This window comes from Streptococcus rupicaprae, assembly GCF_040545225.1.
GTDB lineage: Bacteria > Bacillota > Bacilli > Lactobacillales > Streptococcaceae > Streptococcus > Streptococcus rupicaprae.
This window is the reverse complement of record NZ_JBEPLO010000003.1, coordinates 34,588-51,242: the sequence shown is the minus strand read 5'-3', so window position 1 is coordinate 51,242 and position 16,655 is coordinate 34,588. Positions and strand designations below refer to the sequence as shown.

16 protein-coding genes, 2 pseudogenes and 1 other annotated feature are annotated in these 16,655 nt (G+C 41.6%); of the genes and pseudogenes, 14 read left to right on the top strand and 4 right to left on the bottom strand.

Annotation, left to right across the window (positions count from 1 at the left end):
* Positions 1–3: 3 nt before the first annotated feature.
* The 6 genes and pseudogenes from trpA to ABID29_RS01915 all read left to right on the top strand — a co-directional run.
* Positions 4–768: pseudogene (gene trpA / locus ABID29_RS01940) on the top strand (tryptophan synthase subunit alpha); the annotation flags it as partial.
* A 152-nt stretch (positions 769–920) separates the two neighbouring features.
* Entirely contained in the window at positions 921–1,778 is an 858-nt protein-coding gene (locus ABID29_RS01935) for a helix-turn-helix domain-containing protein (protein WP_354364026.1), read from the top strand.
* Positions 1,779–2,041: 263 nt separating this feature from the next.
* Positions 2,042–4,132, top strand: coding sequence for a class III lanthionine synthetase LanKC N-terminal domain-containing protein (locus ABID29_RS01930; RefSeq protein WP_354364024.1), 2,091 nt, complete (start codon positions 2,042–2,044; stop codon positions 4,130–4,132).
* Positions 4,119–5,702 (top strand): ABC transporter ATP-binding protein, encoded by a 1,584-nt coding sequence (locus ABID29_RS01925; protein ID WP_354364022.1) that lies wholly within the window; start codon positions 4,119–4,121, stop codon positions 5,700–5,702. The genes ABID29_RS01930 and ABID29_RS01925 overlap by 14 nt, the downstream gene beginning before the upstream one ends.
* Before the next feature lie 375 nt (positions 5,703–6,077).
* Positions 6,078–6,851 carry a TIGR01457 family HAD-type hydrolase gene (locus ABID29_RS01920; RefSeq protein ID WP_354364020.1) on the top strand — a complete coding sequence of 258 codons (774 nt, stop codon included), beginning with the start codon at positions 6,078–6,080 and terminating at the stop codon, positions 6,849–6,851.
* On the top strand, positions 6,841–7,461 hold the full coding sequence (locus ABID29_RS01915) for a TIGR01906 family membrane protein (protein WP_354364018.1): 621 nt from the start codon (positions 6,841–6,843) through the stop codon (positions 7,459–7,461). The genes ABID29_RS01920 and ABID29_RS01915 overlap by 11 nt, the downstream gene beginning before the upstream one ends.
* 93 nt (positions 7,462–7,554) lie before the next feature.
* On the opposite strand, the pseudogene ABID29_RS01910 reads toward ABID29_RS01915, so the two are convergent.
* A pseudogene (locus ABID29_RS01910) lies at positions 7,555–8,080 on the bottom strand (P-loop NTPase family protein).
* Between the two features lie 134 nt (positions 8,081–8,214).
* On the opposite strand from ABID29_RS01910, the gene ABID29_RS01905 reads away from it, so the two are divergent.
* Positions 8,215–8,703, top strand: a complete 489-nt coding sequence (locus ABID29_RS01905) for an EbsA family protein (protein WP_354364016.1) — start codon at positions 8,215–8,217, stop codon at positions 8,701–8,703.
* On the opposite strand, the gene ABID29_RS01900 is transcribed toward ABID29_RS01905, so the two are convergent.
* Positions 8,700–8,894: a ferredoxin gene (locus ABID29_RS01900; protein ID WP_354364015.1), complete on the bottom strand. Its 195-nt coding sequence runs from the start codon at positions 8,892–8,894 to the stop codon at positions 8,700–8,702. The genes ABID29_RS01905 and ABID29_RS01900 overlap by 4 nt on opposite strands.
* A gap of 44 nt (positions 8,895–8,938) precedes the next feature.
* On the opposite strand from ABID29_RS01900, the gene ABID29_RS01895 reads away from it, so the two are divergent.
* From ABID29_RS01895 to rplT, 5 genes are all read left to right on the top strand, one after another.
* A complete protein-coding gene (locus ABID29_RS01895) occupies positions 8,939–9,388 on the top strand; it encodes an SAG1386/EF1546 family surface-associated protein (RefSeq protein WP_354364014.1) in 450 nt (149 codons plus the stop codon).
* A gap of 8 nt (positions 9,389–9,396) precedes the next feature.
* The gene (cmk, locus tag ABID29_RS01890; protein ID WP_354364013.1) at positions 9,397–10,080 is read left to right on the top strand and encodes a (d)CMP kinase; all 684 of its coding nucleotides are present in this window, start codon (positions 9,397–9,399) and stop codon (positions 10,078–10,080) included.
* A 21-nt stretch (positions 10,081–10,101) separates the two neighbouring features.
* Positions 10,102–10,227, top strand: a sequence feature (ribosomal protein L20 leader region).
* Positions 10,228–10,240: 13 nt separating this feature from the next.
* Entirely contained in the window at positions 10,241–10,768 is a 528-nt protein-coding gene (gene infC, locus ABID29_RS01885; protein ID WP_354364012.1) for a translation initiation factor IF-3, read from the top strand.
* Between the two features lie 29 nt (positions 10,769–10,797).
* Entirely contained in the window at positions 10,798–10,998 is a 201-nt protein-coding gene (rpmI, locus tag ABID29_RS01880; RefSeq protein ID WP_018372725.1) for a 50S ribosomal protein L35, read from the top strand.
* A 47-nt stretch (positions 10,999–11,045) separates the two neighbouring features.
* Complete coding sequence (gene rplT, locus ABID29_RS01875) at positions 11,046–11,405, top strand: 50S ribosomal protein L20 (protein WP_354364011.1); 360 nt, start codon at positions 11,046–11,048, stop codon at positions 11,403–11,405.
* Positions 11,406–11,759: 354 nt separating this feature from the next.
* Here the strand turns inward: rplT and traF are convergent, their stop codons facing one another.
* Positions 11,760–12,140 (bottom strand): conjugal transfer protein TraF, encoded by a 381-nt coding sequence (traF, locus tag ABID29_RS01870; protein WP_354364139.1) that lies wholly within the window; start codon positions 12,138–12,140, stop codon positions 11,760–11,762.
* A gap of 73 nt (positions 12,141–12,213) precedes the next feature.
* Positions 12,214–13,197 (bottom strand): L-lactate dehydrogenase, encoded by a 984-nt coding sequence (locus tag ABID29_RS01865; RefSeq protein ID WP_354364010.1) that lies wholly within the window; start codon positions 13,195–13,197, stop codon positions 12,214–12,216.
* A 185-nt stretch (positions 13,198–13,382) separates the two neighbouring features.
* Between ABID29_RS01865 and gyrA the strand changes: the two genes are divergently transcribed.
* Together gyrA and ABID29_RS01855 are read left to right on the top strand one after the other, a co-directional pair.
* Positions 13,383–15,842: a DNA gyrase subunit A gene (gyrA, locus tag ABID29_RS01860; RefSeq protein ID WP_354364009.1), complete on the top strand. Its 2,460-nt coding sequence runs from the start codon at positions 13,383–13,385 to the stop codon at positions 15,840–15,842.
* A 10-nt stretch (positions 15,843–15,852) separates the two neighbouring features.
* Positions 15,853–16,602 carry a sortase family protein gene (locus tag ABID29_RS01855; RefSeq protein ID WP_354364007.1) on the top strand — a complete coding sequence of 250 codons (750 nt, stop codon included), beginning with the start codon at positions 15,853–15,855 and terminating at the stop codon, positions 16,600–16,602.
* The last annotated feature ends 53 nt before the right edge of the window (positions 16,603–16,655 follow it).

The window sequence follows — 16,655 nt, the reverse complement described above, 5'->3', positions numbered from 1 at the left end:
ATAATGCGTAAACACTTAGAACGTCATTTAATGGCAATAAAATCAGAAGGAAGAGGTCTCTTTATCCCTTATATCATGGCCGGAGATCACGAGAAAGGTTTAGAAGGGTTAGCAGAGACGCTCAGCCAGCTGGAAGACTTGGGGGTATCGGCTATTGAGCTGGGTGTCCCATTTTCAGATCCGGTGGCAGATGGGCCAGTCATAGAGGCGGCGGGCCAGAGGAGTTTGGCGAGGGGAGTGACCTTGTCAGGTTTGATTGATGTGCTCAAGGGCTATCAGACTGACCTGCCCTTGGTCATCATGTCCTACCTCAATCCGATTTATCAGTATGGGATTGAACGTTTTATCACTGCTCTTTCGGAGACGCCAGTCAAGGGCCTGATTATTCTTGATTTGCCCCATGAGCATAGCCTGATGATTAAGTCTTATTTGACAGATACGGATATTGCTCTGGTTCCCTTGGTCAGTCTGACCACAGGTCTCGATCGGCAAAAACGTCTACTGAAAGATGCAGAAGGTTTTGTCTATGCAGTGGCGGTCAATGGGGTGACAGGTCTTGGAAAGTCCTACAAAGATGAGCTTGATAGCCATCTGGCCCAATTGTCAGAACTGGCTGATTTGTCTGTATTGACCGGTTTTGGGGTATCAACTAAGGAAGATATTGATCGTTTTAACCGTGTGTCTGACGGCGTCATTGTCGGCTCCAAAATTGTTGACGCCCTCTACCGAAAGGATGACAGTATCAAAGACCTTATCCGATACGCGGTTCAAGCCTCGTTAAGTGATGAGAATAGCCTCAGGCAGGAGAAAGTTGTTACTGACGTAGAGAAGTTCAGTAGAAGAACTGCAATGGGATCCAAACGGAATTTGAACTTGCTTTGTTAGGAATCATCAAGATAGGATGAAAGGGGAGAATTACTATGGAAAAAAAGTATGGACAGGTTTTCAAGGATATAAGAACAGGTCGAGGCTTGTCTCTTCAAGATGCGACTGGTGGGCATTTTTCGCAGTCCATGCTGTCTCGGTTTGAAAATGGGCATTCAGAGATGTCCGTTCAAAAACTCGTTACCTGCTTGGATAATATTTATTTGAGTCTTAGCGAATATGATTATTTGCTCAAGGATTTTGTTCCCAATGAGTTTTACCAACTCATCAGTCAGATGCATAACTATTCTTTCCCGTTTCAAAAATCAGCATTAGAGGCTTTAGTGGTTTCTGAATTAGAAAAAGGAAGGACAGATGGGAGAGAACAATACCATAGATTGAATGCGATTATGATAAAAGCTGCAATCAAAAGTCAGGATGCATCCTATCCGATTTCTTCTGAAGAAATGGACTATTTATCGGATTATTTATTTTCAATGGCCATCTGGATTGAGTACGAATTGCTTTTGTTTATTTCGACCTATTCGCTATTTCCAAGTGATGTACTTGTCAGATATTGCCAGGAGATGATTCAACGAGCCGAGATTTTTCAACACAGTTTTGTGCATTCTAATCTTGTTCAAACCATTCTGCTAAATGCTAGTTTCCACCTCATTGATAAGAAGCGTTTTGATAGTGCTCAGTCTCTTCTGAATATGTTTGAAGACCATTTTTCTGAGACTAGGGATGCTTACATGAGAATGATCTATAGGCTGGCTTTGGGATACTACCAACTTCATCAAACCGAGGGACAAGGAAAAGAACTAATTGCAAAAACCTTAGAGGTTATGGTGTTCTTAGGCTACCAGAGACAAGCTGACTATTATCGAGAGCATTTTGAAAATTATTTGTAAATTTCTTGCTTATATTCAAAAAAACTAGGAAACTAGTTTTTTTTGTTACTATAGATTCATCAAATGAGGGAGGTGAATCGTATGACACAGTTTATTTCGACTGCAAGTCGTAAACCGATTATGCAATCTGCATTAGAGATTGTAACTAATGGTTGTCCAATTATCACTTTCGGGTGCTAATCAGTTAGATAATGCTCTCGCAACCGCGAGAGCCTTATCTCTTTTAATGATTATGGTGATTTTATGATTATAAACGTTAATGATTGTATAAAAGAAAAAAATTTAACCTACCAGGAAGAGCAAAAAATTCTCAAGAACACCTTGAATATTTTAGCGAAAACAAATCAGATAATAGAACACGTACATCAAAAAATCAAGGAGGGAATGATGTGAATCAAGATTCGTTTGAATATAGAAATATTGATAGAGATAAATTGCCAAATTTTGGTTTTAAAATTCATATTTCAGCAACGATTGAAAACTATGAAATTATAAAAAATCTATTATTTCCATTCTTGGAGGAACGAAATATTGCTTTTAAATTTCTTAAAAACTTTGAAGAAGTTCTGAAGAATTTTTCATTTCAGGAAACCATCGCAGAGGCTGGGAAATATTTCACCATTTACCCAACGTCAACGGAAGTATTTATAGAATTACTGAACGATTTATATAATCTTTTACCTAATGATTTAGAGGGTATATATATAATGAGTGATAGACCTTTTAAGGATTCAAAAATTATTTTTTACAGATTTGGTACTATAAGAAATGATTTATCGATATTAGAAGATGGAATACCTACATTATATGGTCCGAATGGAGAGAGTTGGCAGGACTATCAACGCGGTTATTTTGAATTGCCTAGTTGGATAGAAGATATTCAGGAACAGCAAGAAATAGAATCAAGTTATCTCAGTGATAATTATACTGTTTTCAATATTATAAAATCAAATGCTGGTGGGAATATTTATCTCGGAAAGAATGATATTAATAATGTAAATGTCGTTATCAAAGAGTCTCGAGCGAATATATTATACAATCATGATCTAACAAAAAAGCATTTACGAAATCATGAATTTGAATTGATGAGTCTATGTGAAGAATATACTCCAAATGTTTTTGAAAAAGTAGAAGAGTGGATTAATAGTTACACAATCTATGAATCAATCGATGGAATATCATTGTATGAATACGCAAAAAAGTTGACACTATTTGATTATCGAATGAATAATGACGATGATAAGGGAATTAACTTGGCAAAATTTAAAAAGTGCCTTAATCTGATTAAAGATTTAGTTGATTTGGTTCTCTATTTTCATCAGAAAGGAATTATTATCAATGATTTACATCCAGATAATATAAAGATAACAACTGATGGGAAATTATATTTGATAGATATGGAACATTCTTATAGGAATAACATTGATAAGAGATTGCCTATAAGGAGTGAGATATCTTTGCCTGATTGGAATGATATTGACGGTAAGATTGCTGATTTTCATAAGCTAGGAAACTCGTTATTGTATATTTTTGCAAAATTACATGTCATCAAAGGAAAAAATGTTAAAGATTCTATTTTTATTCTTAATAGTTTATTAGAGTCATATGGTATTTCTTCAAATATTGCTGAATTCATAATTTATTTATTTAAGGAAGATTGTAATGGGGAAAATGTAAAAATATTTTCAGAAGGATTAATAGCAAAAAAATGTTATAAAAACTATAGTTTAGACTATAGTTTAGACTATAGTTTAGCTGAATATGAAGGAGCAGAAAAATATTCTCTAATAGAATTTGTAAAATTATCTTCCCCTAAAAAGTACTACCAAGTTGATGAAAAAGATTTATTCAAAATACTTAACAATGAAAGAAAGTTTGGGTTAAATGGACTTTTAGGAAGTCTAATCTTGCATCAACATCAATTATCTAGAGAAGTAATTGATTATTTTATAGAGAAAGTTTTGAATCAAGTCACAAGTACTTCTTCAGGGAAAGTATTAAAAATCGCTGAAGGTTTTGCCTCTCCCTACATTTATGATGGAAGCGCTGGATTAGTTCTATTCTTACTTTATTTTGATAGAGATAAATATTCTGTTAATATTGTTGAACTTATGGATGGATTGAAGTTTGAATTTGCACAGCGTCCATCTCTTCTAGATGGTATGCTAGGACTTGCCTATACTTTTATAGTTGCATATTCAGTTTTAAAATTTCCTAGTTATTTACATTATGCAGAAAGGTTACTGTTGACAATAAGCTTCTATATCCCATTTCAAGAAGATATCGCTCTAGATTATAGGCGTATTTTAGCACTATACAAGGTAACGAGGGAGTCTCAAAATGAATACCAGTAATGAAAAAAGTCGCCAGGAATCTTTGAAGGTGTTAACTTATAATAGGGCCTGGCTTACCGTGATGGTGACGATATTGAGTAGCTTTCTACAAGCTTCAATGTCCTACTCGCTATCCTTTTTACAAGTGAGTGACACGAGCCGACTGTTGCACCAGGTCATGGTTATTGTGGTTATTTATTTTCTATTTGCAATTTCTTTGTATCTGCGCTTGACGCTCCAAAACAGCTTGATAGTGGAAGTGGATCGTAGGTTGAAACAAAATATTGATAGTTGGGTGGTCTTAAAAACTTATGAAGACTATCATCAGAAAGATTATAGCGATTATGTTTCTCTCTATATCAACGATGTTGAAAAGATAACAGAGCTCATTGTAAAAAGGTATTTGTCAATTATCGAAAAACTCTCCTTGGCTTTTTTTGTCTTAGTCATGCTCTTTAAAATTCATTACAGTATGGTATTGCTAGCTCTATTGTCACTCATAGTAATGTATTTGGTTCCCAAGTATTTTCAGGGACGATTGTCTCAGTATAGTGTGGAAGAGTCTCAGATCAAAAGTGTTTACCTCTCAAAAATCAGGGAATACTTTGGCGGATTCGACACCTTTTATGAAAATAGAGCATCTGCCTTGCTGATTCACAAATTGAGGAAAGAGACGGCACATAAGTCAAAATTTCAAGAAGCCAAGGGAAGCTTTGAAGCCCTCGTCAGCGGGAGCCTGACCTTTATCAATTCTTTAACAACAATTCTGGCACTGGCGCTGGTTTCCTATTTTGTGATACAGGGGCAAATAGAAGGAGGGAGCTATTTGGCGGTCATGTCGCTCTTGCCTAATTTTGGTGCTTCGGTGCTACAATTATTTTCAGAGAAAGCCTTTTACCAATCGGGACAAGAATTGTTTAAGGAACGACTAGGGGGCATTATGGAAAGTCATTGGATCCCTGAAGTGACTCGTTCCTTAGAAAATCAGGATGAGATTATCGCAATTACCTTGGCAAACATTAGCATTGAATATGGTCAAAAACGTCTAGTATTCCCTCAGCAGATCAGCTTTGAGGCTGAAAAAACCTATCATCTAATAGGAGGGAATGGTTCTGGAAAATCTTCCCTGCTGAGAGTGCTTGTGGGTGAAAAGGGCACCTTTGATGGTCAGATTTTGGTGAATGGTAAACCTTGCAAACAGGATTTATTGGAAAAGATTGCCTATGTCAATCAGACAGCATTTATCTTTAATGATACGGTTAGGGAGAATATTGACCTGTTCCATGAATATGAGGACCAAGAGCTTTTAGCTATCATGGCTGTTTTAGATCTACCCTTACCTCTGGATCAACGACTTGAAGATAATGGTCGTAATATTTCAGGCGGACAGCGTCAAAAAATCGCACTTGCTAGAGCCTTGCTCAGAAAGAAAAGTATCTTGATTTTGGACGAAGCAATGTCTAACATGGATGCAAGCTCTGCTGAGAGGATCTACCACTATCTGTTAAATACGATCGAGACGGTTATTATTGTTGACCATAATTTACCAACTTCCGTTCATGAATGGATTGATGAAAGGATTTTTGTGTAAAACGTGATCATTGGAGTCGTTACGAGTATCAGAGTCCAGTGAGGCTTGTTCATTAGCAATCAACTATTGTGTTAAACTGAGCACATAGAGAAGAATTGAAGAGGCTGGGCTTACCGAGTCTCTTTCTTCTTACCTGGTTTTATGCTATAATCGTTAAAGATTCTGAGTTTATGCGGCTGGAGCAGATTCCCGCCTATCTTACAGTGGAAGTTTAAGATTCTTTTTTGACGAATGTCCCAAGGGATTTTAACTAGTATGTTTTCAGTTTAGCCATATCTGCGTGTCTCAGAAAATACTAGTTTTGAGAATCCCTAGCGACGTGTCACGTCATCAGGGAACGGATTGACCTAGTAATCAGAAATAAAGGAGCAAGTGATGACCTACAAGGGGTATTTGATTGATTTGGACGGTACCATCTACCGTGGAAGCGAACGGATTCCTGCTGGTGAGGATTTCGTTCGCCGTTTGCAGGAAAGAGAGATTCCTCACCTGTTTGTAACCAATAACACCACACGCACGCCAGAAGCAGTCCAGCAAGTGCTGAAAGAACTCTGCTGCCTCGATGTGCCAGTGGCACAAATTTACACAGCCAGCCTTGCCAGTGTGGATTATATGAATGAGCTGGGCAAGGAAAAGACTGCCTATGTTATCGGCGAAGAAGGGCTTAAAACCGCTATTTGGGAAGCGGGCTATGTAGAAGATACAGAAAATCCCGCCTATGTGGTGGTTGGCCTTGACTGGAACGTGACCTATGAAAAGTTAGCTACAGCGACCTTGGCCATTCAAAAGGGAGCAACCTTTATCGGAACCAATCCCGATCTCAATATCCCAACTGAAAGAGGGCTCCTGCCTGGTGCTGGTGCACTCCTAGCTTTCTTAGAAGCAGCCACACGGGTCAAGCCAGTTATCATCGGAAAGCCTCAGCGCATCATCATGGACAAGGCCTTGGAACGCTTGGGGATTGACAAATCAGAAGCTATGGTGGTGGGAGATAACTACCTGACGGATATTCGGGCTGGACTAGATAATGGAATGGATAGTCTGTTGGTTCTAACAGGCTTCACAAGCAGGGAAGATCTTGTACATTTGACACCGAAACCGACCTATATTATAGAAAGTTTAGCGGAGTGGTCTCTGGATGAAAATTAAAGTCAAGTTCTTTGTCAGTCTCGTGTGTCTTCTCGGTTTATCGGTCCTTCTGACCATTTATCTGGCTTGGCTCCTTTATCCCTTGGAAATCAAGTGGTTGAGGCTAACGGAGTTTGTTCCTTTATCAGCCCAGACCCTTGTCAAAAACTTCAACATTTTGATGGATTATCTGACCAATCCCTTCAATTGGACCTTGAGGATGCCAGATTTTCCCTCCTCTGCAGATGGGTTATACCACTTTGAGGCGGTAAAGAAACTTTTCCATCTGGCCCAGGGAGTGACCTTCGTGACGCTTCCTGCCTCAGTTGCTTTTTTCAAAACAGTTAAAAAGCAGGGGTTGGGAGCAAGTTTTAGCAGAGGTTTTCTAGCCATGGCTCTGGCACCAGTTCTTTTGGCTATCTTTGCCAGCGCAATTGGCTTTTCACGTTTTTTCGTGCTCTTTCATCAGGTGCTTTTTCCTGGTGACTCGACCTGGCTCTTTCACCCAGACCTAGATCCGGTGATTAACATTTTACCAGAGGCTTATTTTCTCCATTGTTTTATTTTGTTTTTCATGATTTATGAAGGATTGTTCCTGATTAGCTACCTAACACTAAAAAAATTCCGCTGATGATCAATCAGCGGAATTTTTGCTTGAACTGCCCAAGCTTAAACATTAGAGGAGGGAATCTGTTCTGCCAAAAGGGTCTTGTTGTAATAAAAGCTACTTGATTGGGTCCATCACTTGGCTTAATGAAGGCTGTTGAAGATCATTTAAAATAATGGCCTGAGCCTCATGGAGAGAGAGGTTAGCGCCTAAGCTTTTTTCAGGTATCTCCTTGAGGAAGTCCTGCGGACAAACCATTCTTTCATGCGATCGGCTCCGAAGGCTGAAACCAGGTCCCGACTATGATGGCGGCGAAGGGTTTCCTCAAACGTTAAATCGTAGTAGTAGGCAAGGACTTGGCCTGGAAAATCATGCTGAAGGTAGTGCCATACGGGTTTGTACCAGTCTGCGCGCAAAATACCTTCTAAGATAATCACCTCGCAGAGTTCTTTACCAGCTTCCAACATGGCCAGGATAAGGGGGATAGTAGGTGTATTTGGACCATCTTTACTAGCAAGGACAGTCCGCCGTAAATAGTCTTGGGAGAGTAGCATGGTTTTGGGACCAAGTGTGGCCTGGAGACATTTAGCTAAACTGGACTTTCCACGCCAGAATTTCCTCTGATGAGAATCACGTTGACCATAAGGGTTCCTTTCTGCTTTAAACGTTTACAGGAGCTTGACCAACAAAGAGTCAAAAATACTTTAAAATTTTACAGGCTTAATCTACCGAATACGTCAAAAAAATGATAGAATAGAAGTGTCGGAGGTAGAAAGCATGATAAAGATTTTTGGCAAGGTCCGCTATCATTGGCAACCTGACCTTGCATGGTCGATCAGTTATTGGTCTTTGGTCTTATTGCCCTTTTTTCTTTATCTGATTTTACTTTATGAACGTGCTAGAATTCCAATTGCGATGTTGTTAATCTTGGCTTTGGCTCTTGCTTTGGTCATTTTAGGCCTTCAACGCTACTTTGTTATTGAGCCCGACAGCTATTTGAAGATTACCTCGGCCAACCCCATGGAATCTTGTAGGATTCCGATTGCCAGCATTGCTAGAATTGAAGTGACCTACAGTTCGATCACGATTTTTGCCGAAAAATACCCCACAGGCCGTGTTTTTTACATGCGCAAATGGCCCAAAAAATATTTTATCAATGCCTTAGCCTTGGTAGAACAGTTTAAGGGGGAGGTCGTCTTAACCGACCACCTGATTAAAATGGATTACTTCGAAGTTTATTACAGCGAGGGTGCTAAACGACCTTAATCGATGGTTAGCGCCTTGGTCGGGCATTCTTTGACAGCTATGAGAACAGCCCTGTCCTCAGGGATCACTTGAGTCAGCTTATCGGATTGACTGAAGCGTACGATGCCTTCGTCATCGTAATCAAAAACGGATGAGTATGTTTGGCAAAGCCCACAGGCAATGCAACGTTCAGGAATAATATTAACTTTCATAAGACTATTTTAATACGAGTTACGAGATATTACAAGGAGAAGAGATGGCAAGTAAAAAGCCCTGGGAAAAAAAATTATTTGATAGTAAAGGCAAACGTTCAACTAGAAATCGTGCCAAAGATAGGGCTAGTTTGATTTTTTCAATCTTGGCAATAACCTTTGCTATCATTGTGACCTTCATCATTGGTTTTTCAATTTACCTGTCCATAGGTGGCAGTCAGAGTGATCAAGCTAGAGAGGCATTTCATCAGGCAGGAGCCCCAGTCAGTGCACCAGCAGAAGAGGTGGCGCCTCCTGTTGAAGAAGAGGTGCCTGCAGAATCAACTGAGCCTTCGTCGACGGGAGCTACTCTTGAAGTACTGCCTGGTGAAGGGGCTGGTCAAATTGCAGCGCGCGCAGGAATTACCATTGAGCGCTTGTATGAGCTGAATCCAGCCCATTTGCAGACAGGAGCTTGGTATGCTAATCCGGGCGATATTGTGAGGATCGATTAGGAGAGATGATGAAAAAGATTCAAATTGCCATTGATGGACCTGCATCAAGTGGCAAGTCGACGGTTGCGAAATTAGTGGCAAAAGAGCTGGGCTATACCTACCTAGATACAGGTGCTATGTATCGTTGTGTGACCTTATTGGCTTTGGAAAATAAGTGGTCAGAGAAAGACCTGGACCTGGTTTTAGAAGGGATAGATAGCCATAAGATTCATTTTGGAGCAAGTGAAGATGGTGGTCAGTCAGTCTTCTTGGCGGGGAGAAATGTCACTCATCGTATCCGAGAGAACGATGTCACCAACAATGTCTCTTGGGTATCGGCTTTTGCAGAGGTTCGTGAAAAGCTGGTTGAGCAACAGCAAGAGATTGCTGCCCAAGGTGGCATTATCATGGATGGCCGTGACATTGGAACGGTTGTCTTGCCTGAGGCGGAATTAAAGATTTTTCTGATTGCTTCAGTTGAAGAGAGGGCAGAGCGCCGTTATAAGGAAAACCTTGCCAAAGGGATTCCCGCAGACTTGGAAAAGCTCAAACAAGAAATTGCAGACAGGGATCATAAAGATAGCACACGAGAGGCTTCTCCTTTAAAAGCTGCTGAGGATGCGATTGTCTTTGATACAACTGGGGTGCCTATTTCAGGCGTAGTGCAATTTATTTTAGAAAAAGTGTCAGAAATTCTTGACAAGGAAAAGTGACTGTGGTAGAATTAATGGTAATGAGAAAAGCAGAAGTGAGAGCTTCTCGCCTTGCGACTAACGTTGTCTGGCTCTACATGTCAAGTTTCCTTTGGAAATATTATGTAGAACGGACTTGTGTTAGCAAGTTCGTTTTTGGTTTTCTCAAAAAAATAAAGAGGTGACAACCATAGCAAAGCAAGACTTATTCATCAATGATGAAATCCGTGTCCGTGAAGTTCGTCTCATCGGCCTTGAGGGTGAGCAGCTAGGTATTAAACCGCGTAGCGAAGCACAGGCCATCGCTGATGAAGCTAATGTTGATTTGGTGCTGATCCAGCCCCAAGCTACACCGCCTGTTGCGAAGATTATGGACTATGGCAAGTTCAAATTTGAGTATCAGAAAAAACAAAAAGAACAGCGCAAAAAACAAAGCGTTGTAACAGTTAAAGAAGTTCGTCTCAGTCCGACTATTGACAAGGGAGACTTTGACACTAAGCTTCGCAATGCTGTTAAATTCCTTGAAAAAGGAAATAAGGTGAAAGTATCTATTCGTTTCAAGGGTCGGATGATCACTCACAAGGAAGTTGGTGCTAAGGTTTTGGCTGATTTTGCTGAAGCGACACAAGAGGTTGCGATCATTGAGCAAAAGCCAAAAATGGATGGACGTCAAATGTTCATGCAACTTGCCCCAGCAGATAAAAAATAAGGTCTACTAGACAGAAAAAGGAGAATACCATGCCAAAACAAAAAACTCACCGCGCATCTGCAAAACGTTTTAAACGTACAGGTTCAGGCGGTCTTAAACGCTTCCGTGCTTACACATCTCACCGTTTCCACGGTAAAACTAAGAAACAACGTCGTCACCTTCGCAAAGCTTCTATGGTACATTCTGGTGACTTCGCACGTATCAAAGCAATGTTGACTGGTTTGAAATAAGCTAGATCTTGCTAGACTAAATTAAGAATTATTCGGAGGAATTATAAATGGCTCGTGTTAAAGGTGGCGTTGTATCACGCAAACGTCGTAAACGTATTTTAAAACTCGCTAAAGGTTACTATGGTGCTAAACATATCTTGTTCCGTACAGCTAAAGAACAAGTTATGAACTCTTACTACTATGCATACCGTGACCGTCGTCAGAAGAAACGTGATTTCCGTAAATTGTGGATCACACGTATCAACGCGGCTGCTCGTTTGAACGGTTTGTCATACTCTAAATTGATGAACGGCCTTAAAAAAGCTGAAATCGATATTAACCGCAAAATGCTTGCTGACTTGGCTGTTAATGATGCAGCAGCTTTCACATCTCTTGCAGATGCTGCCAAAGACGCTTTGGCAAAATAATAAAACAATCCCAGCCAGTTCGGTTGGGATTTTTGCTAAGTTTTAAGAGAATGGGTTACACTCATAATCAGTCAGGCTCTTTTGCTCCAAAAGCGGATAAGAGTTTCAGCCAAAATGCGATGGACTTTGGCTGAAACTAGAAAGAAAAGAGCACCGATTTTCTTTCAAAATGTCTTGACAGACCGCTGGTAGCACTAGTGATAGGATAAGATGAGTCATACTCTTTTGATGGTTTGTGCCAGCCTCATGCTTGAAATCGAGACAAGATCAAAAGTGCTTAAAACCAAACTGGTAAGGCTTTGATTTTAAGCACTTTTTATGACTGGCTATATTTGAAAGGCAATGGATCGTCGATTAAGCTACTATAAAGGCCTTGATTTCATCTTCAGTCATGCCAGAGTCACAGCGGACGGTTACCTGGCCTTGTGAGATGCGAACGAAACCTGGGACAGTTGGAATATTGTATTGACTACGGAAGTCTGCCAAAGCTTCTAGTTGGCCTTGCTCTTGAGAGTTAACAAAATAAATGGTTGCCCCTGTCTCAGAAACGACTTTGCCTAATTTGGTTGCAAACCGACGGCAGTAGGGGCAGGTTTCGCGACCAATAAAGTAGATAGCACGCTCACCAGTAGCAATAGTGGCTCTAGCAGAATCAATGTTAGTGGGGATTAAATTCTTAATATCATCCTGAAAAGTATTCATGGGTTTCTCCTTATATCGTGATAGGTATAGTATGCCATATTTTAAGCAAAACTACAAAAATTTGCTACAGGAAACCCCAGCCAAATGAACTGACTGGGGTTGAGTTTTAGTGACGAGAGGCAGAGGCAAACTCTTCTTTAGCAAAGGCTTCATCAATGATGGCTTTTAACTGATTAGCAGAAGCTTGCATCTTTTGAAGTTCTGCATCGCTCAGTGGGATATTGACTGGACGGACAATACCGTGAGCACCGATAATGGCAGGTTGTCCAATGAAGACATCCTCAACACCTTCGTATTGCCCAGCTTGGAAAACTGACAGTGGCAAGACAGAATTTTCATCATCGAAAATAGCCTTAGTGATACGAGCTAGAGCAACTGCGATACCGTAGTAGGTTGCTCCTTTTTTATTAATGATAGAGTAAGCGGCATCACGCACAGAGACGAAGAGATCTACTAGGCCTTGCTCATCAATGTCACGGTTGTCCTGGAGCCAGTCGTATAATTTCACACCGGCAACGTTGGCATGTGACCAGACAGCAAATTCAGAATCCCCGTGCTCGCCCATGATATAGGCGTGGACAGAACGGGCATCAATGCCAATTTTCTCAGCCAAGGCTTGGCGGAAGCGAGCAGAATCAAGAGAAGTACCAGAACCGATGACGCGCTCTTTCGGGAAACCAGAGAATTTCCAGGTTGAGTAGGTCAAGACATCCACAGGGTTGGCAGCTACCAGAAAGATTCCGTTAAAACCAGAAGCAACGATAGACTCAACGATAGTTTTATTGATACGGAGATTTTTTTCGACAAGATCAAGGCGAGTTTCACCTGGTTTCTGAGGGGCACCAGCTGTCAAAACAACAAGATCAGCGTCATGAGCGTCTGAATAATCTGCTGCATAGATCTTTTTCGGCGATGTAAAGGCAAGAGCATGGCTTAAATCTTCCGCATCACCTTGAGTTTTTTCCTTAGCAATATCGATAATTCCCAACTCTTGAGCAATTCCTTGAGTAACCAAAGCAAAGGCGTAAGACGACCCAACAGCACCGTCACCAACAAGGATTACTTTTTTATGTTGTTTTGCAGTTGTCATGTTAAAAACATCTCCTTAATTTTATTGGGGGAAATTCCCTTCGCTATCTATTGTAACATGATTCACTTGCTTTGTCATGTGTTTGAAAGAATGAAAACGTTTATAAAACCTAGAGACAAGCAGGTTTTTTAGCGTGAATTATGGTATAATAGTAGGTAAGTGTAATCTAGAAAAGAGATGATGAAATGCAGGATAAAAATTTAGTTGATGTTAACCTGACCAGCGAGATGAAGACCAGCTTTATTGACTATGCTATGTCTGTTATCGTTGCACGTGCCCTACCTGATGTAAGGGACGGTTTAAAGCCGGTTCACCGCCGTATTCTTTATGGCATGAATGAACTAGGTGTGACGCCAGACAAGCCCCACAAGAAGTCTGCTCGTATCTCGGGTGATGTTATGGGTAAATACCACCCGCACGGGGATAGTTCTATTTATGAGGCTATGGTGCGGATGGCCCAGTGGTGGTCTTACCGTCATATGCTGGTGGACGGGCACGGAAACTTTGGTTCTATGGACGGTGATGGGGCAGCTGCCCAGCGTTATACCGAAGCGCGGATGAGCAAGATCGCTCTTGAAATGCTCCGTGACATCAATAAAAATACCGTTGATTTCCAAGATAACTACGATGCCAGTGAGCGTGAACCGCTTGTTTTACCGGCACGTTTTCCTAACCTGTTAGTCAATGGGGCAACGGGGATTGCGGTCGGGATGGCAACCAATATCCCACCGCATAACTTGGGTGAAACCATCGAGGCTGTTAAACTCCTGATGGACCGTCCTGAGGCGACGACCCGTGAGATTATGGAAGTGCTGCCTGGACCGGATTTCCCGACTGGAGCTCTGGTTATGGGCAAATCAGGCATCCACAGGGCCTATGAAACTGGTAAGGGATCAATCGTCCTTAGGGCTAAGACAGAGATTGAAGAGCTGTCTAACGGCCGTGAGCGGATTGTTGTGACGGAATTTCCTTACATGGTCAACAAGACCAAGGTCCATGAGCATATCGTTCGTCTGGCCCAGGAGAAGCGGATTGATGGCATCACTGCTGTGCGGGATGAATCCAGCCGTGAAGGCGTTCGGTTTGTCGTGGAAGTGCGTCGTGACGCCTCTGCCAATGTTATCTTAAACAACTTATTTAAGATGACGAGTCTGCAGACTAACTTCGGCTTTAACATGCTTGCTATTGAAAATGGCGTGCCTAAGATTCTTTCTATTCGTCAGATTCTCAGTGCTTACATTAGCCATCAAAAGGAAGTCGTGGAGCGCCGTACCCGCTTTGACAAGGAAAAAGCTGAGGCGCGTGCCCATATCTTAGAAGGACTTCTGATTGCCTTGGATCACATTGATGAAGTGATTCGCATCATCCGAAATTCGGAAACAGATGCGCAGGCACAGGCAGAGTTGATGAGCCGTTTTAGTCTTTCCGAACGCCAAAGCCAAGCCATTTTGGACATGCGTCTGCGTCGTTTGACTGGTTTGGAGCGCGACAAAATTCAATCGGAATATGATGAGCTATTGGCTTTGATTGCTGATTTGGCAGATATCTTGGCTAAACCAGAGCGGATTGTTCAAATCATTAAGGATGAGCTAGACGAGATAAAGCGCAAGTATGACGATGATCGTCGCACTGAATTGATGGTCGGAGAAGTCCTGTCTTTGGAAGACGAAGATTTGATTGAAGAGACAGATGTTCTTATCACCCTCTCAAACCGTGGCTATATCAAACGTTTGGCCCAGGATGAATTTACGGCCCAAAAACGTGGTGGACGAGGCGTTCAAGGAACGGGGGTCAAAGATGATGACTTTGTCCGTGAGATGGTTTCGACCAGCACTCACGACCAGCTTTTCTTCTTCACCAATCAAGGACGTGTCTATCGCCTCAAGGGTTACGAGATTCCAGAATATGGACGGACGGCCAAGGGATTGCCAGTTGTCAATCTCCTGAAATTGGATGAGGGCGAAAGTATCCAGACCATGATCAATGTCAAGGCGGAAGATATGTCAGATGCCTACCTTTTCTTCACAACCCGCCAAGGTCTGGTCAAGCGAACCAGTGTTTCTGAATTCAGCAACATTCGCCAAAATGGTCTGAGAGCCTTGAACCTTAAAGAAGGTGATGAACTGATCAATGTCTTCCTGACAACAGATAAGAGTGATGTGATCATCGGTACGAAATTGGGTTACTCTGTTCGTTTCAAGGCAGCAGATGTCCGCAATATGGGACGTACCGCAACGGGTGTTCGCGGAGTTAAACTGCGCTCAGGGGACATCGTTGTTGGAGCAACGACAGTGACTGACTCTCAAGAAGTCTTGATTTTGACGGAGAAAGGTTACGGTAAGCGAACACTAGCTAGCGAGTACCCAACCAAGGGGCGTGGTGGTCTAGGGATCAAGACAGCTAATATTACCGATAAAAATGGTGCTCTAGCTGGACTTCTGACTGTAGACGGCAGCGAAGACATCATGGTCATTACCGATACAGGGGTCATTATACGGACCAATGTGGCTAATATTTCGCAAACCGGTAGAGCTACCCAAGGGGTCAAAGTTATGCGCTTGGATTCTGAAGCCAAAATTATGACCTTTGCCTTGGTAGAAGTGGCTGAAGAAGAGTCTGTAGAGGAAGTAAGGTCGGAAGAATAGGGAGAAAAATATGCGTTCAAACCGTTTAAAGAAAAAGAAAAAAAGCTGGAAAAATAGGCTTTATAGTCTGTTAACATTTCTATTGCTCCTTGTTTCATTAGCCTTGATTTTTAATACGCCAATCCGAAATACTATTATCGCTTGGCGGACTAATCAATATCAGGTGGAAAAAGTAACAGCAGAGCAAATTGAGACTAATAAAAAGGTCGCGACCACCTTCTCTTTTGAGGAGGTAGAGTCTCTCTCTACGGAGTCTGTTTTGGCTAACCAATGGGCTGCCCAGCAATTACCGGTTATCGGAGGTATTGCTATCCCAGAACTTGAGATGAACCTCCCTATTTTTAAGGGACTTAGCAATGAAGTGCTCCACTATGGGGCAGGTACCATGAAAGAAGACCAAGTGATGGGGCAAGGGAATTATGCCTTGGCCAGTCACCATGTGTTTGGGATTACAGGCGGAAGCAAGATGCTGTTTTCCCCTTTGGAAAATGGCAAACCAGGCATGAAAATTTATGTAACCGATAAGACGACTGTTTATACCTATGTTCTAACAACTGTTGAAACAGTGACGCCAGACCGCGTAGATGTTGTTGACGATGTGCCGGGTGTAACAGAGATTACCCTAGTCACTTGTGAGGATGCTGGCGCAGAGTTTCGGACCATTGTCAAAGGAACTCTTGAAAGCTCCCAACCATTTGAACAAGCAGACCAAACAATCCTCGATGCCTTTAGCAAATCCTATAATCAAATTCAGCTATAAGGAAAAACTCAAATCCAGCTCCCTAGAGACTTGGATTTGAGTTTTTTTTTCTG

Bases quoted from the DNA above. Each gene is read 5' to 3' on its own strand.
- ABID29_RS01865 (WP_354364010.1), bottom strand. From the start codon at position 13,197: ATGACAACTGCAAAACAACATAAAAAAGTAATCCTTGTTGGTGACGGT.
- gyrA (WP_354364009.1), top strand. From the start codon at position 13,383: ATGCAGGATAAAAATTTAGTTGATGTTAACCTGACCAGCGAGATGAAG.
- ABID29_RS01925 (WP_354364022.1), top strand. From the start codon at position 4,119: ATGAATACCAGTAATGAAAAAAGTCGCCAGGAATCTTTGAAGGTGTTA.
- ABID29_RS01900 (WP_354364015.1), bottom strand. From the start codon at position 8,894: ATGAAAGTTAATATTATTCCTGAACGTTGCATTGCCTGTGGGCTTTGC.
- ABID29_RS01855 (WP_354364007.1), top strand. From the start codon at position 15,853: ATGCGTTCAAACCGTTTAAAGAAAAAGAAAAAAAGCTGGAAAAATAGG.
- ABID29_RS01920 (WP_354364020.1), top strand. From the start codon at position 6,078: ATGACCTACAAGGGGTATTTGATTGATTTGGACGGTACCATCTACCGT.
- rplT (WP_354364011.1), top strand. From the start codon at position 11,046: ATGGCTCGTGTTAAAGGTGGCGTTGTATCACGCAAACGTCGTAAACGT.
- cmk (WP_354364013.1), top strand. From the start codon at position 9,397: ATGAAAAAGATTCAAATTGCCATTGATGGACCTGCATCAAGTGGCAAG.
- ABID29_RS01935 (WP_354364026.1), top strand. From the start codon at position 921: ATGGAAAAAAAGTATGGACAGGTTTTCAAGGATATAAGAACAGGTCGA.
- ABID29_RS01915 (WP_354364018.1), top strand. From the start codon at position 6,841: ATGAAAATTAAAGTCAAGTTCTTTGTCAGTCTCGTGTGTCTTCTCGGT.
- rpmI (WP_018372725.1), top strand. From the start codon at position 10,798: ATGCCAAAACAAAAAACTCACCGCGCATCTGCAAAACGTTTTAAACGT.
- ABID29_RS01895 (WP_354364014.1), top strand. From the start codon at position 8,939: ATGGCAAGTAAAAAGCCCTGGGAAAAAAAATTATTTGATAGTAAAGGC.
- ABID29_RS01905 (WP_354364016.1), top strand. From the start codon at position 8,215: ATGATAAAGATTTTTGGCAAGGTCCGCTATCATTGGCAACCTGACCTT.